The organism is Methylobacterium nonmethylotrophicum, from assembly GCF_004745635.1.
Lineage (GTDB): Bacteria > Pseudomonadota > Alphaproteobacteria > Rhizobiales > Beijerinckiaceae > Methylobacterium > Methylobacterium nonmethylotrophicum.
Genome location: NZ_SRLB01000007.1, coordinates 91,023 through 106,523, shown reverse-complemented (window position 1 = coordinate 106,523; position 15,501 = coordinate 91,023). Strand labels below are relative to the sequence as shown.

The 15,501-nt window shown below is 68.8% G+C and carries 12 protein-coding genes and 1 pseudogene; all 13 read right to left on the bottom strand.

Features of this window, described 5'->3' with window-relative positions:
• Positions 1-85: 85 nt before the first annotated feature.
• The gene (locus tag EU555_RS11060; RefSeq protein WP_048427916.1) at positions 86-1,432 is read right to left on the bottom strand and encodes an MFS transporter; all 1,347 of its coding nucleotides are present in this window, start codon (positions 1,430-1,432) and stop codon (positions 86-88) included.
• A gap of 139 nt (positions 1,433-1,571) precedes the next feature.
• Complete coding sequence (locus EU555_RS11055) at positions 1,572-2,363, bottom strand: enoyl-CoA hydratase/isomerase family protein (protein WP_048427915.1); 792 nt, start codon at positions 2,361-2,363, stop codon at positions 1,572-1,574.
• Between the two features lie 56 nt (positions 2,364-2,419).
• Positions 2,420-3,970, bottom strand: a complete 1,551-nt coding sequence (locus EU555_RS11050; RefSeq protein WP_048427914.1) for an AMP-binding protein — start codon at positions 3,968-3,970, stop codon at positions 2,420-2,422.
• The gene (locus EU555_RS11045; protein WP_048427913.1) at positions 3,963-4,487 is read right to left on the bottom strand and encodes a (2Fe-2S)-binding protein; all 525 of its coding nucleotides are present in this window, start codon (positions 4,485-4,487) and stop codon (positions 3,963-3,965) included. The genes EU555_RS11050 and EU555_RS11045 overlap by 8 nt, the downstream gene beginning before the upstream one ends.
• Positions 4,475-5,314, bottom strand: a complete 840-nt coding sequence (locus tag EU555_RS11040; RefSeq protein ID WP_048427912.1) for an FAD binding domain-containing protein — start codon at positions 5,312-5,314, stop codon at positions 4,475-4,477. Before EU555_RS11040 ends, EU555_RS11045 begins: the two co-directional genes overlap by 13 nt.
• Positions 5,311-8,268, bottom strand: a complete 2,958-nt coding sequence (locus tag EU555_RS11035; protein WP_135414710.1) for a xanthine dehydrogenase family protein molybdopterin-binding subunit — start codon at positions 8,266-8,268, stop codon at positions 5,311-5,313. The genes EU555_RS11040 and EU555_RS11035 overlap by 4 nt, the downstream gene beginning before the upstream one ends.
• A gap of 269 nt (positions 8,269-8,537) precedes the next feature.
• Positions 8,538-9,395, bottom strand: coding sequence for an AraC family transcriptional regulator (locus tag EU555_RS11030; protein ID WP_048427910.1), 858 nt, complete (start codon positions 9,393-9,395; stop codon positions 8,538-8,540).
• A gap of 60 nt (positions 9,396-9,455) precedes the next feature.
• Entirely contained in the window at positions 9,456-10,010 is a 555-nt protein-coding gene (locus EU555_RS36955; protein WP_245524269.1) for an SLC5/6 family protein, read from the bottom strand.
• Positions 10,011-10,293: 283 nt separating this feature from the next.
• Positions 10,294-10,710, bottom strand: a pseudogene (locus EU555_RS36950) (sodium:solute symporter family transporter); the annotation flags it as partial.
• Between the two features lie 1,474 nt (positions 10,711-12,184).
• Positions 12,185-13,261, bottom strand: coding sequence for an adenylate/guanylate cyclase domain-containing protein (locus tag EU555_RS11020; RefSeq protein ID WP_135414709.1), 1,077 nt, complete (start codon positions 13,259-13,261; stop codon positions 12,185-12,187).
• Positions 13,262-13,421: 160 nt separating this feature from the next.
• Positions 13,422-13,940, bottom strand: a complete 519-nt coding sequence (locus tag EU555_RS11015; protein WP_135414708.1) for a cytochrome P460 family protein — start codon at positions 13,938-13,940, stop codon at positions 13,422-13,424.
• A complete protein-coding gene (locus EU555_RS11010; RefSeq protein ID WP_135414707.1) occupies positions 13,930-14,964 on the bottom strand; it encodes an alpha/beta fold hydrolase in 1,035 nt (344 codons plus the stop codon). The genes EU555_RS11015 and EU555_RS11010 overlap by 11 nt, the downstream gene beginning before the upstream one ends.
• 54 nt (positions 14,965-15,018) lie before the next feature.
• On the bottom strand, positions 15,019-15,435 hold the full coding sequence (locus EU555_RS11005; RefSeq protein ID WP_135414706.1) for an organic hydroperoxide resistance protein: 417 nt from the start codon (positions 15,433-15,435) through the stop codon (positions 15,019-15,021).
• Between the last annotated feature and the right edge of the window lie 66 nt (positions 15,436-15,501).

Genomic DNA, 15,501 nt, shown 5'->3' with positions numbered 1-15,501 from the left:
CTTCGGGAACGGGAGTGACCGGCCAGGTATGCCCTGGCCGGTCCCGGAATCAGCGGCAGGTACAAGTCTGCAGAGAAGGGAGCGCTCAGATGCGCTCGAGGTTGCCCCGCGTCTCCTCCGTCATGAAGGCGCCAACGAGGTAGACGGCGGTGACGGCGGTCGTGAAGATCGCGAGCATCATCGGGATCTGGCCGGGACCGTCGACCGCCAGCGACACCAGCGTCGGCAGCATGCCGCCCAGCGCGAAACCGACGTTCCAGGTCAGGCCGGTGCCGGTGGCGCGCAAAGCGGTCGGGAACTTCTCGTTGAGAAAGATCAGCAGCGGGCCGTAGCTCGCGTTGGCGATGAGGGACAGGAGCATGACGTAGACTGTGAGGAGCGCAGTGTCGGTGGTCTGGGCCATGGCGAGGAAGAGCGCCGGGAAGGCCACCAGTCGCACTGCGCCCATGAGCAGGAAGCTCGATCGGCGTCCGATGCGCTGGCTCAGTTCGCCGAGCGCGCAGGCGCCGAATGCGGCGGCGACGTTGGCGGCGATGAGCATCATCGACGCGGTCGCATTCGGAACGCCATTCACGAGCTTGAGGTAGGTCGGCAGGTAGCCGGAGGTGAGATAGTAGGCTGCGCCACCGCCGAACGAGATCAGGGTCGAGACCAGGAAGGCCCTGATGTACTCGGCCGAGAACAGGGCACGCACCGGCGAGGCGACCACGGGTGCCCCGGCGCGACGCGCCGACTTCTCCGCCTGGAGCTGTCGGAAGATCGGCGATTCCTCAAGGTTGCGGAACAGGACCAGGCCGACGGCCGAGGTCAGGAGCCCCGAGAAGAACATCGCCCGCCAGCCCCAGGAGGCGAAGGCCTCGCCGGGTGCCAGCAGGGAGATCACGTAGAAGACCAGCGAGGCCAGTAACCCGCCGATCGCCGCGCCGCCGCCGCCGACTGCGCCCGACATCAGGCCGCGCCACCGCTCGGGGACGGATTCGGTGCCGATCGTGTGCGAGGCCGCGACCACGCCGCCGACGAAGATGCCTTGGATCAGGCGGAATGCGAGGAAGATCGCCGTAGCGGCCCAGCCGATCTGGCCGACCGTGGGCAGGAGCCCAAAGGCCGCGGTCGAGACGCCGACCCCGACCACGGCGATCATCAGCGCGCGCCGCCGGCCGAGGCGATCGGCGTAGGACCCGAACAGGGCCGAGCCGAGGGGACGGATCAGCAGCGTGACGGCGAAGGATGCGTAGGCGCCCGCAAGCGACAGCATCGGCTTGTCGGCGGGGAAGAACAGCGTCCCGATGACGGGAGCAACGTAGAGCAGGATGAAAAGGTCGAACAGGTCGAGGCCCCATCCGAACAGCGAGGCCATGGCGGCGGTGGCGGTCTGGCGGGTCGTCGGCTTGGGCAAGGCCTCGGACACGGGAATCGTGGTGGCGGCGGACATCGGGTTTCCTCCTTTGGGCACGCGGCATCGTTGGCCCGGCCGGTGCGGCCGGGCCTTCCGATGGTCATGAGGGTCGATTTCGGGGCCGCCCGGCCGGCTCTTGGCGCTGGTTCTTGGCGCCGGCTCGGGCGGGGCAGCGCTACGAGCCGCGGAAGCTCGGCTTGCGCTTGGCGTGGAAGGCCTCGACGCCCTCGCGGAAGTCGTCGGACTGGCGCAGGCGGCTGTAGCAGTGGCCCTCGAGTTCGATGGCGATCGAGAGGGTCGAGTCCTCGGTGTCGTTGAGGAGCTTCTTGGCCGTGCGCTGGGCGATGGGCGAGAAGCCGCGCAGCTCCTCCACCAGCGCGTCGACGGCGGCTTCGAGTTCGCCGTCCGGCACGCACTCGGTGGCGATCCCCCATTCCAGCGCCTGCCGGCCGGGAATGCGCTTCGAGCGCATCACGATATCCTTGGTGCGGGTGATGCCGACGATCTTCTGCAGGCGGGCTGAGCCCCCGGAGCCTGGGATCTGGCCGAGCTTCTGCTCGGGCAACGCGTACCGGCAGGTCTCCGAGACGATGCGGAAGTCGCAGGCGAGCGAGATCTCGAAGCCAACGCCGAACGTATAGCCGCGGTTGGCCGCGATCACGGGCTTGGCACAGCGGGCCGGCGCCGCCATGTTCCAGGCGAGCTTGGAGACATGCTCGGGCGAGGCGTCGAGGAAGCCCTTGATGTAGCCGCCGGAGGAGAAGTGTTCGCCCTCGGCGCGCAGCACGATCACGCGGACGCGGTCATCTTCGTCGAGGGCCTCGAACACCTTCCGGATCTGGTCACGTTGGGGCATCTCGATCACGTTCATGGGCGGGCGGGCCAGGATGACGTCGGCGCGCTCGCGGGCGGGGTCGATTTCGACGCGGAAGCCGTCGAGGTTGGAAAGCCGGGGGTCGCTGGTCATAGGGTCACTCTCTCGTTGACCTTGGAGACAAGGCCTTTGGGGGGGAGGGAATTGCCTCAGGCGGCGGCGGAGGGGTCGCTCGCCGCCTCTGCCTCGTACGCGCCCGCGACGAGCTGGCGGCGCAGGAGCTTGCCGACCGGGGATTTCGGGATCGCGGCGACGAACACGTAGGCGCGTGGGAGCTTGTGGCTCGGCAGCCCGGCCGCGCGGCAATGCGCGTCGAGAGCGGCTTCGTCGACGGACGCACGGCGCTTGACGAAGGCGGTGACCACCTTCCCCCAGCGCTCGTCGGGCAGGCCGACCACGGCGATCTCCGAGACGGCCGGGTGCAGCGACAGGCAGCTCTCGATCTCGACCGGAGAGACGTTCTCCCCGCCCGTGATGATCATGTCGTCGACCCGGCCGGTCACGAACACGTCGCCATCGCCGTCCATGAAGCCGGTGTCGCCCGTGAAGTACCAGCCGTCGCGGAACGCCTTCGCGTCGGCCTCCGGGCGGCGCCAGTAGCCCTCGAAGGCCTCGTCGCCGCGCGCGATCACGGCGATCTCGCCCTCCTCGCCTGGGGCGGCGGCCGCGTGCGGATCGGTGGCCGCGAGCGGGACGATCCGCACCAGGGTGTTGAGGCCGGCCCGCCCCGCCGAGCCGGGCTTCACCGCGGCGTCCTGGTTGATCGTGAAGGTGTAGACCTCCGACGAGCCGTAATGGTTGACGAAGAGATCCGGCCGGAACGCCTCGGTCAGCCGGCCGAGGAGGCCGTCCGTCATCGGCGCGCCCGCGAAGCCGAGCTTGCGCACCGACGACGTGTCGGTCGCGGCGAAGTCCGGATGGTGGACGAGGTCGTGGTAGAGCGTCGGCACGAGGTAGAGGTTCGTCACCCGCTCGGCCGCGATCAGACGCAGCGCGCCCGCCACGTCGAAGCGCGGCAGGCACACGAAGGTGCCACCGATGAGCGACATGGCGAGCAGCGAGCGCACCCCCATCGTGTGGTAGAGCGGCATGACGCCGAGGGTCCGCTCGCCGCGGCCATAGAGGTTTTGGGCCACGTGGGCGAGGGCGGCGGCGCGCTCCGTGCGGTGGCGGCGCGGCACGCCCTTGGGTTTCGCCGTGGTGCCCGACGTGTAGAGCATCAGCGAGACCGCCTCGGCATCGGCCCGTGGCGCGACCGGCTCGGCCGGCACGGCGGCGAGGTCGGCAAAGCGCGTCTCGCTGGGCTCGGGCTCCACACCGACGACGATGCGCGGGCAGAGGCGGGCGGCGGCACTCGCCCGCACGCTCGCGGCCGAGACGCCCTCGTAGGCGACCGCCTTCGCCTCCGCGTTCTCGACCACGAAGTCGATCTCGTCGGGATTCGCCCGCCAGTTGACCGGCGTGAGCACAAGGCCGGCGAACTGGCAGGCCCAGTGGAGCGTCGCCGCTTCCAGGCGGTTCTGCAGCACCGTGACGAGGTGGTCGCCGGGCTTAAGGCCGAGCGCGTCGAGGCCCGCGACCACGGAGGAGATCAGCCCATACCACTCCGCGTAGGTGAGGCGGATCTCCCCGTCGACGATGGCGATGCCCCGCGGGTCGCGGGACACGCTCGCCAGGAAGCTAGTGCCAAGGTCAAGCATCGGATGGGGTCTCCTCGGTCGGTTCGCCGCGCAGCAGGGCGGCGGCCTCGACGGCGGCCGCGATGATCGGGGCGTAGCCGGTGCAGCGGCAGAGATGCCCGCCGATCACCTCGGTGAGCTCTCCCTGCGTCGCGTGCGGGCGGTGCCGCAGGTAGGCGTCGAGCGACATCAGGATGCCGGCGGTGCAGAAGCCGCATTGCAGGGCGTGGTGGCGCCGGAAGGCCGCCTGGAGCACGCCGAGCCGGCCGGGTTCCGGCGCCAGCCCTTCGACGGTGCGCACGTCGCTGCCCTCCACGGCGACGGCGAGCGTCAGGCAGGCGCGGGCGGGCAACCCGTCGATGGTGATCGTGCAGGCGCCGCAGACACCGTGCTCGCAGCCGACATGGGTGCCGGTCATTCCGAGGCCGTGGCGGAGCGCGTCGGTGAGCAGCGTCCGCGGTTCGACCTCGACCCGGGCGGGGGCGCCGTTCAGCGTGAAGGCGACCTCGTGGCGTCGCGTCGCGTCTAGCCGTGGCATCGGCGGGCCTCCTCTGCGGCCTGTTCGAGGACCTGGCGGCCGAGGCGGCGCACGAGGTTGCGGCGGTAGCGGGCAGTGGCGTGGACGTCGTCCCCTGCGCCGAGGTCCCAGGCGAGGGCGTTGAGGGCGTCGTCGAGGGCGGCGCCGTCTAGGAGCGGCCAGTCGCGGGCGGTCGGCCGGTCGGCGACGCCGCCCACCGCGAGGCGCATCCGCTGCCCGTCGACCACGGCCGCGCAGGCCACGATGGCGAAATCGCCGTGGCGCCGGGCCATCTCCGCGAAGGCGTAGCCGGAGCCCGGCCTGCGCACCGGCAGGGCGATCGCCTCGACGAGCTCGTCGTCGGCCCGGTCGGTCACCATCATCCCGACGAAGAAGTCGTCGGCACGCACCCGCCGCGCCCGCTTGGCGGAGCGCAGATGCACCTCGCCCTCGAGGGCGACGAGGCAGAGCGGGATCTCGGCGCTGGGGTCGGCATGGGCGACGGAGCCGCACAGGGTGCCCCGGGCCCGGGTCTGGACGTGGCCGACGAAGGGGAGGGCTGCGGCCAGGAGCGGCACCTCGTCAGCGAGGCCCGGCCGGTCGAGCAGGAGCGTCTGCCGCACGCCCGCCGGGATGACGAGGGCGCCGTTCTCGCGGCGGGGCGACCGCAGCGTCTCGATCCGCATGAGGTCGACGATCAGCGCGGGCTTCGTTAGTCGCATGTTCAGCATCGGCACGAGCGACTGGCCGCCCGCGACGATGCGGGCCTCGTCGCGATGGCGGGTCAGCGCCTCCAGAACCTCGTCGAGGCTCGCGGCGCGCAGGTAGTCGAAGCGGGCGGGCTTCATGCGGAGACCCCCAGGCGCGCGAGGAGCCGGCGCAGCAGGCCGGGCCGGGACTCGCCGCCGGCACGGCGCGCGAGGGCGGAGAAGAAGCCGCCGATGATCACCCGGGCCGCCCCGTCGAGGAGACGGCCACCCACCGCCGCGACCTTGCCGCCGACGGAGGCCTCATAGGCGTAGCCGATGCGCGTCCCGCCCCGGGCGTCCGGCGCCAGGGTGATCCGCCCGCTGCCGCCGCCATTGCCGAGCGCCCCCGTCACGGTGCCCGACAACGTCGCGGCCCGGGGCGGATCGAGATCCGAGAGCGTGATGTCGGCCTTGTAGCGGCCCTTCACGGGGCCGACGCCGAGGGTCACGTCGGCTCGGAAATGCGTCTCCGACAGCTTGCGCACGCCATACGCGCCCGGGATCACCGAGGTCAGCACGGCGGGGTCGAGCAGCATCGCCCAGACCGCCTCCGGGGCCGCCGCCACCCGGGCTTCACCCTCGCCGCGCATGGTCCGGTCGCCCGGGCGGGCCTGCGCCTGCACGGTGCGGCCCTGCGGGGGAGCCGGCTCGTCGCTGCGCTCGCTGAGCGCGGCGAGCTTGGCGGGCGTCAGCGGCAGGTCGATGGCGTCGATCCCGAGCGCGTCCGCCACCGCATTGGCGAGGCAGACCGGCGTCGACATGCAGTTGCCCTCGCCCACGCCCTTCGCTCCGAGGGGTGTGAAAGGAGAGGGACTCTCGAGATGCAGGACGACGAGGTCGGGGATCTCGGTTGCGGTCGGCAAGAGGTAATCGGCGAAGGTGCCTGACAGGAAGGCGCCGTCCTCGCCGTAGGCGAGCTCCTCGTACACGGCGGCGCCGAGCGCCTGGGCGAAGCCGCCGCGCACCTGGCCCTCGACCATGCCGGGGTGGAGGATCCGGCCGCAATCGTGCATCGAGACGTAGCGGTCGATGACGAGCTTGCCCGTCGCCCGATCCACCTCCACGCCGCAGAAATCGAAGATGAAGCCGTGACACAGCGAGGAGTTGACGGCATCGCCCTCGTCGGGTGCTGCCAGCTCCGGCGGCGTCCAGAACGCCGTCTCGCGGATGACGGAGCCGACCTCGTCGGGCACGAGGCCCGGCGACCAGTGGCTCGTCGCGGCGACGCGCGCGAAGGGCAGCGCGGCGTCCGGGTTCGTCCGCGACGCTACGCGGCCGCCCGCGAAGACGAGGTCGTCGGCCCGCACGTTGAGCTGGGCCGCCGCCACCTGGGCGAGCCGGTCGCGCAGGCGCGTGGCGGCCTGGTAGGCCACCCCGGCGACCGCGGCGGCGAAGCGGCTCGAATAATTGCCCGAGGCGATCGACCACGCGTCCTTGGCGGTGTCGAGATCCGTGGTCACCCGGACCTGATCGAGCGGGATGCCGAAGACGTCGGCCACGACCTGGGCGAGAACGGTGCGATGGCCCTGGCCCTGCGGCACCGAGGCGACCTGCACGGTCACCGAGCCGACCGGATCGAGAGTGACGGTGGCAGTGGCCTGCGCGCCGTTCTTCGGGCCGGCCTTGGCGCGCTCGGCGGCCGTCAGCACCGTGGTGATGTAGCCCATGTTCGAGACGCTGGGCTCGACCGCGGCCGTGAAGCCGATGCCGTAGAGCCGGCCCTCCGCCCGCGCCGCCTCGCGACGGCGGCGTAGAGCGTCGAGACCGCCATCGCGAACGGCCTCGTCGAGGGCGCGCTGGTAGTCGCCCGAGTCGTACAGTGCCCCGGTCGCGGTGCGGTACGGGAAGGCGTCCGCCGGGATCAGGTTCCGGCGGATCACGTCGAGCGGGTCGAGCCCGAGCGTCGCGGCGATGCGCTGCACGAGGCGCTCGAGAGGGTAGTAGACCTGCGGGCCGCCGAAGCCGCGCACGAGGCCGGTCGGCGTCTTGTTGGTGACCACCACCCGGTTGCGGATGCGCACGTGCCGGATCGCGTAGGCGCCGGTCATGTTGCCGTGCATCCGGTACAGGGTCGCCGGCTCCGGTGCGCGCAGGGTGGCGCCGCAATCCTCGACCTGGTCCCAGTCGAGGGCAGCGATGCGGCCCTCGCCGTCGAAGGCAGCCGTCAGGGTGGTGACGCGGTTCGTCGCCGAGACCGAGGCGGCGAGGTGCTCCATCCGGTCCTCGATCCACTTGACCGGGCGCCCGACCTTGCGGGCGGCGGCGCAGATCAGGACCGCGTAGGGGGCGACGCCCTGCTTCACGCCGAAGCTGCCGCCGGAATCCGGCGGCGTGCGCAGCCGCAGGCGGTTGCCCGGCACCTTGAGGGCGCGGGCCACCACGGCATGGATGCTGAAGGGGCCCTGGAAGTTCGCGAGGAGATCGTAGGAATCGTCGCTCGGGTCGTACTCGGCGACGACCCCGTAGGTCTCCATCGGCGAACCGGTGTTCCGGGGATAGCGGACCGTCACCGAGAGGGTGTGGCGGGCCTGCGCGAAGGCGGCGTCCGGGTCGCCGTACCGGAAGGCGCGGTCGCTGACGAGGTTCTGCCCGACGCCCTCGTGCAGGACGGGCGCGTCCTCGGCCAGCGCTGCCAGCGGATCGACCATCGCCGGGCGGGCGCGGTACTCGACCTCGATCAGGTCGCAGCCGTCCTCGGCGACGTAACGATCCTGCGCCACGACCACGGCGACCGGCTCGCCGACGTAGCGCACCCGGTCGACAGCGATCGCCCGTGCGTCCACGGCGGCGCGGAGCGCCGGGACGAGGGGACCGGCGACGTCGGCGAGATCGTGTCCGGTGAGCACCGCGACCACGCCCGGGAGCGCGCGGGCCGCGTCGGCGTCGAGGCCGAGGATGTCGGCGTGCGCGTGAGGGGAGCGCAGGATCGCCGCGTGCAGCGTACCGGGCTTGTGCCCGAGATCGTCGATGTAGCGTCCGCGTCCGGACAGCAGAGCGGCGTCCTCGACGCGCTCGACCGACTGCCCGACGAAACGGCTGTGCTCGATGCCCAATGCTCGCTTCCTCGTTCGAGGCTCTAGGGAGGCCTCGTGAGTGCAAACTGCATCGACCCCGCCGCGGGACGTGAGACGCCCCCGTCTCACAACTTACCGAAACGTCTCAAAATCCGCGGACCGGCATCGTGACGTCCGGGCGGGCTTGCTGGTGCAGGGGTGCGACCCTTGCTTCTCCGGCGCACGGGACAGGCGAGCGTCGCACCCCGTCCGGCAATGGGCGGCGGTCGTGCAGGCAGGGAGCAGCGCGTGAGTTGCGGCGGGTGGGATCAGGCCGCGAAGCCGGCCGAGCGGCGGACGATGCCGCGGAAGACGCTCGGGGGCACGCTGACGTGGTCGCGGAAGAAGCGCGAGAAATGCGCGGGTGCCGCGAAGCCGAGCTTCGTGCCGAGATCCGAAAGGCTCTCGTCGCCCGCGACGATCGCCTCGACGGCGCGCTCGATCCGGATCGAGTTGAGGAAGACGTGCGGCGAGGCGCCGGTCGTCTGCTCGAACAGGCGGTAGAAATGGGCGCGCGACAGGCCGGCTTCGCGGGCCAGGGCTTCGGCGCTGAGGCCGAGCCCGTCCTCGCCGCGCATCCGGGCCATGGCCCGCTGCACACGCCAGTCTCCCCGCGGGCGCCGCCCTGCTTCGCGCAGGGAGGTTCCGATCTCGCGCCACTTCGTGAACCGCTCGATCAGGGCGATCATCAGTCCCGGCAGCAGCTCGCCCCGGATGCGCGGTGAACCGGGGGTGTAGACCATCTCGGCGGCGAGATCCCGCACGAGACCGCGGATCACCGCGGTGATCAGCCCGGCGGGCTCGTCGAAGAAGCCCGGTGCGGCGCTCGCCGACCAATTGTGCCGGAAGGCGCCGAGCCATGCCGGCTCGATGTACAGCGCGAGGATCATCGACGGCTCGCGGCGCGGATCGTGGACGTAGGCGTGGGTCTCCCACGCGTTGACGAGGACCGCCTGGCTGTCGGTCAGGTTGACCACCCGGTCGCCGACCAGGAACTGCGTGTCGTCACCCTCGACCTTCAGCAGCACGTGGCAGTGCGGATGGGCGTGGCGAACCAACCCGCGATCCATGTCGAGCAGGGCAACGCGGCCGAAATCTCCGTACGTGATTTCGAGAGCATCAGACATGAGAACAGCCTAGCACCCGGTGCCGAACGCAGCCAGCCGTCGCCATGCCCAGCCTCGCTGCTACTTCTGTCGCAGGGATACCGGAACAGAGGCCGGGATGTCCGCGCCTGACCGCTTCAGCAGGTGATCCGTCCCCATCACGACCAGTGGGATGACCAGAGCCACGTAGGCATTGTTGATCCCGAATGGGTCGCCCGCCAGGAACCAGCCGATCGTCAGCACGAGGGACGCGACGATGCTGACGAATGCGGCCCGCGGCCGCGTCACGTGTGGCGCGTAGAAGGCGAACAGGACCAGGACCGCGAGAGTGGTGCGCAGGGACTTGGCGAGGAAGGTAACCTTCAGGATATCCGGCGCGTAGATCGCGAGCGGAATCGGCAGCAGCCCCACCGCGATCGTCGCCGCACGCACGAAGGCGAGCGAGCCGCGTCCTTCCACATCGCCGCGAAGGGGTATGTAGAAATCCTTGTAGAGGAGCGTCGCCGCACCGATGCTGAGCGCCGAGATCGTGCCGAACAGCGAACCGGCGAGGCCCGCGACCACGACCGCGGCAAGGACGTCGTCCATCCGGGCGATCAGCGCCGGCAGCACCCCGATCGGCGGCACGTTCGGCATCAAGGCGCCCGCGCACACGCCGACGAGGGCGGCCAGCAGGCCGAACGGAATCGAGAAGGATTGCGCACCAGAAGCTCGCGGCCTGGGCGGTGCGACCGTCCTCCACGGTGTTGATCGCCTGGATCACGTATTGTGTCGAGAAGACCGCGCCGATCCCGGCCACGAGCCAAGCCAGGATCTGGGACCAGCCGACGGTGTCGACGGCAAACATCCGGGCCGGAACCTGTGCCTGCAGGGACCCGAGGCCGCCGATTTGCGAGACGGCGAAGGCCGCTGCGACCAGGATGCCGACGTACTTGACGACGGCGTGCAGCACATTGGTGGTGATCACGGAGCGCATGCCGCCGATGCCGACGTAGAGCGTCGCCACCGCGCCGGTGATGACGATCGCCGTGGTGCGGTCCATCCCGAGCAGCCCCGCCAGGATGGAGCCGCCGCCCGCGTAGGTCGAGATCGCCACGATCTGCAGGGCGAAGATCATGATGACCGAGGTGGCGAGCTTGGTCGGGCGTCCATAGGCGCGGGCCAGCGCGCCCGAGAAGGTGTTCTCGCCGAGCGTCTTGAAGCGACGGGCCAGGAAGAAGGCGTACAGCATGAAGCCGATGCCGAGGGCCACGATGTTCCAGGCCGCCGAGAGGCCGACCTTCACGGCGGTCTGCGTCGTGCCGACGCTCGCCGCCGTACCGATGAACTCGGACATGAGCAGGAAGCCGATCAGGACTGCCGGGTAACGCGCTCCTCCCGACGTGAAGCTGCCGGCGCTCCTGGCGTGACGGCGCGCGACGACGCTGATCAACCCCATCGCTGCCAAGTAGGCCAACGTGAGCGACAGCACGACCCAGTTCGGCTGCATGATGCCGCTGTCCGTCAGACGTCAGCGAATGTGCACAGGTCGCGGTGATTGGGCATGATTCCTCCGGTTGTTCTTTCGGGCGACCGCGCGTGATGGCGTTCTTGTATGCGCCCAGTCGGAAGGATCGTGCGTGCAGAGCGGTTGTTCATCAAATAGAGAAAAATGATATAGGTGATCATCAGCCATGATGGCTCCGTCCTCCCAGACATGACCAGTCAGTGGCCGACGATACGTGGCGGGGCGCGGAACCGTTGCTGATCCTAAGACGATCGAAGTGGATAGGGATGCTGTCGCAGCGCCTGCGTGATTGGGAACATGTCAAGCATGTGCCGCCGGGCCGGCTGCAGGGGGCGAGCCGGGATCGGTGGAAGCGGGCGCCGCTGCCCTGGCGTAGATCGACTGCAACGACCCCGATGTCCCAGCAAGCCGGCAGCCGCCGCGCAAGCGACTGCGCAGCCCATGGAAACGCCGCCTCCACATGCGGATCGGGCAGTCTTGACAACGGGATAGAGCGCGTCGCCGTACCCGGCCTTGGTCGCACGTACCTTCGAGCGCCAGTGCGCTCGCTTTCGCTATGCCAATGTGAGGCCCCGATCCTTCCGCTGCGATTCCTGCCAAGCCCAATTCTGCAGCATTATAATCTAATCCTTGGCCATGAAGGCCGCTAAAATCGTTAGCTTAGTGGTCGCCGCCAAGAATGCGCCGCTATTTTATATTTGTCGACGACGAGCTATCGCGACCAACTGTTGATGGGGTTTTTCGATAATGGAACTCGCCGGCCTGCGAGAGGTCCGCTATCAGGTGACGAGCTGCCACTTCAGCTGAAGTGATTGAAGGTCGGAAATTGGCGCGAAGCCGAATAAGCGGGAGGAGGTGAACTCCTGACCCCAAGCGGACCCTCAATCCGCCACCACCGAAGGACCGCATGGGGTGGGTAGCGGCTGCTCAGAAGACAGGTGCCGAGCGGCAAGATCACCCCAGGAGCCATATCTGGTCGTTATTAGAAAAGCTGCCTTCGGCCTATCTCTGAATCAATCAAGCATGCCGTAGATTCATGGTTAAGTATCGAAATAACAGAATTTTATATAATAGCAGTTATTCATATTAATTGCTTAAAGCAAATTAGTGCCGCGACCATAGCTACGGCGAACAAATTACTATTCCTAGTCCGTGTCGTAGAAGCGTAACCTGCCCAGCAGGATGGCAGCTTCGAAGCCCAACATGGATACCCTATTTGACGTTGCGCTAGAAAGCCGTACCACCAGAAGCTTAGTGTGGTAAATCATAAATCACTCGGATCTTAACGTCGCTACGTCGAGGATTATGGGGCAATTTTTGCTGACTTGTGGACGTGGACTGCCGCGATCCGCAGCGACTCCTTGCGGCCCCGCAGGGCACGGACACCGAACTCGGATATGCGGATGTGCCCAGGGAGGTCCCCCAGGCGGTCGAGGAGGTCGCCCGAGACGACGATCTCAGCGCCGAGTTCCTTTGCCAGTCCTTCGAGCCGGCTTGTCGTGTTCAGGGTGTCACCGAAGTACGCGATCTTGCGCCGCTCGAGCCCGATCTCCGCCGTCACTACGGGACCGCAATGGAGCGCGGCGCGGAACCTCGGAACCTCGCCAAAGCGGGCGGTCCATCGCCCGGCATCGGCTTCTACGATACGTAGGACGTCGAACACGCATTCAAGGCAGGCCGCGTCGCGCAGACCGCGCTCCATCGACCAGCTCACCATAGCCATGTCGCCGATGTAGTCGTCGATCGAGCCGCTCGCGCGGCGGACCGGCAGAGCGAGCGCGTTGAAGATTGCCCCAAGCCAGGTCTGGGCGGCGAGGTCGCCGTGCTCCTCGGCAAAGCGCGTCGAGCCTGCCACGTCTAGGAAGAGGAAGATGCGCTCCTCGGTGATCGCTCGGTGGTAGCGCCCGACTAACAGGCTGGCAAAGACGCGCGGACCCATCAGGTCGCGCACGCGCAGGACGAAGGTGACCAGTGCCGAGATCCCGAGAGCGTAGGCAAAGCCAGTCTCCGACATCTTCATCGCAACGTGCGCGTTCGCCATGTAGCCGAAGCCGTGATGGAGGATCGTGCCGGCTACCGCGTTGCCGAACACGATCATCGCCACGTAGGTCGCGAGTGTCGCCAGTCCGAAGACCGGCGTCGCGGCGCGACGGCTCCAGTCGCGCCACCGCCGCATCAGCACGCCCCGCTCGTAGAGGAGGACGGGCGCGCCGATGAAGGCGCCGCGCAGGGCGGAGACGAGTGGTTCGATATCGGAGGCAAGACCGTAGATTAGGCCCGCCAGCGCCCCTACGGTAGGCGCCAGGATCCAGAGACCGGAGTGAGAGGATGGCTTCGTATATCGCAGCCCGCCCGATCCGGTTGTCGTACCATCGATCATCGATAACCTACCCCGGTTGCGTTCTCGGAGCCGGATCGGCTTCGGGGCATCCCACCAACTGATGGGTCGCAGGAAATTTCCCGCACGCAACCGTCCCATCGATTGGGGTCCGAGATGATGCTGCGATGCGCTGAGCCACCGCAGCCACGTCGCGCGAAGGTCAACGGGCGTAGCGGGTGAAGACGAAATCGCGCTCCTTCACCCGTGTTTCGTGGCAGGCAAAACAGGTCTGGTGCTGCGCCTCGTCGACCGGCTTGCCGTCGATGAAGCGGCCGAAGCCCCAGCCGCCCGATTGCGGGTAGCGCGCCGCGTCCTTGACCATGACTTGCACGGTCGTGGCGGGGCCCGGCACCGTCGCCGAATCGAACTCGGCGGAGGGCGTGCGCTTCCAGGCGAGCTTAACCAGGACACTGCCGTCCGGGAACGGCAGCGTGCCGGTCCGGTACGCCTGCACGGCGACGTCGTTGCCGAGCACCGCCCGCAGCTCGTTCAGCGGTGCATCCTCAAGGGCCGGGGCGATCAGGCGCCAATCGCGATATCCGTCAGGAACGGTGATGCCGTAGATCGGCGAGGCTGGCTTCGCCTCGTCTCCGAACGCCCGTACCGCGGCCAGGGCGAGGCCGGCGGCGGCACACAGGAGCAGGGCGCGCCGCCCGCTTGCGTGACGATCAAAAGCCATCGACGTCCACCACCGCTTGCGCGAAGGCCCGCGGCGCCTCCTGGGGAAGGTTATGCCCGATGCCGCCGGTGATCGTGCGGTGCTCGTAGCGCCCGGAGAACTTCCTGGCATAGGCCGCGGGCTCGGGATGGGGCGCGCCGTTCGCGTCGCCCTCAAGCGTGATCGTCGGAATTGCGATAGTTGGGAAGGCGGCGAGCTTGCGCTCGGTCTCGTCGAACCGAGCCTCGCCCTGTGCCAGCCCGAGCCGCCAACGGTAATTGTGGATCGAGACCGCGACGTGGTCGGGATTGTCGAAGGCCAGGGCCGAGCGGGCGAAGGTAGCGTCGTCGAACCGCCACTGCGGCGAGGCGAGCTCCCAGATCAGTCGGGCGAAGTCGCGGGTGTAGCGGGCGTAGCCCTCACGCCCCCGCTCGGTGGCGAAGTAGAACTGGTACCACCACTGCAGCTCGGCCTTCGGCGGCAGCGGCATTGCGTTGGCCTGCTGGCTGCCGATGAGATAGCCGCTTACCGAGACAAGCCCTTTACACCGGGCCGGCCACAGAGCCGCGAGGATGCAGGCGGTGCGCGCGCCCCAATCGCATCCCGCCACGAGCGTCCGCTCGATCTTCAGCGCGTCGAGGAAGGCGACCGCGTCGTGGGCGAGTGCAGCTTGCTGGCCGTTGCGCGGAGTCGCATCCGTGAGAAATCGGGTCGCGCCGTAGCCCCGCAGATACGGAATCAGCACGCGATAGCCCGCACCCGCGAGCACGGGGGCAACGTCGACGTAGCTGTGGATGTCGTAGGGCCAGCCGTGCAGGAGCAGGACCGGCTTGCCGTCCGCCGGGCCGGCCTCGGCGTAGGCGACCTCAAGGTCGCCGGCTCGGACCCGCTTCAGCGGTCCGAACGACGCGCGAGGCTCCGGTGACGCACTAGGGGTCGTGCCCTGCGCCGCGGCAGGGACGATCCCGGTGACCGTGCCGGCAGCCAACGCGGTGCCGATGTGCCGCAGTAATTGGCGGCGCCCCAATTCCGATGTCGCGCTCATGTATAGTCTCCGATTGTAAGAATGGTCCGCCTCCGCCATTCGGGCGACCAAGCCTCAGGCGACCATCAGCACGACGTCGATTTGTCCGCGGGTCGCCTTCGAATACGGGCAGATCCGGTGCGCCGCCTCGACGACCTGCTCGGTCAGGGCGCGGTCGAGGCCGGGCACGTCGATCGTCAGGCGGGCACTGAGGAAAAAGCCGTCCTCGCCCTGGTTGAGCCCGATCTCGGCATCGATGCTCGGCGGTTGGGGAAGCGTAACGTCGAGCGTCCTCGCCGCACGTACCATCGCGCCCTCGAAGCAGGCGGACCAGCCGGCCGCGAAGAGCTGCTCCGGGTTGGTTCCCTCACCAGCGCTTCCGGGGCGGGACAGCCGTACGTCGAGCCGGCCGTCCAGGCTGCGCGCCGTTCCCTCGCGCCCTCCCACCGTATGGACATGGGCCGTGTACAGGTTGTTCGCGGTCTTGTTCATGGATCGACGCTCCTCCTGGCCAGCCGGACATCGCGAAGGATGTTCGGCGGAATGGGTCGGTCGCAG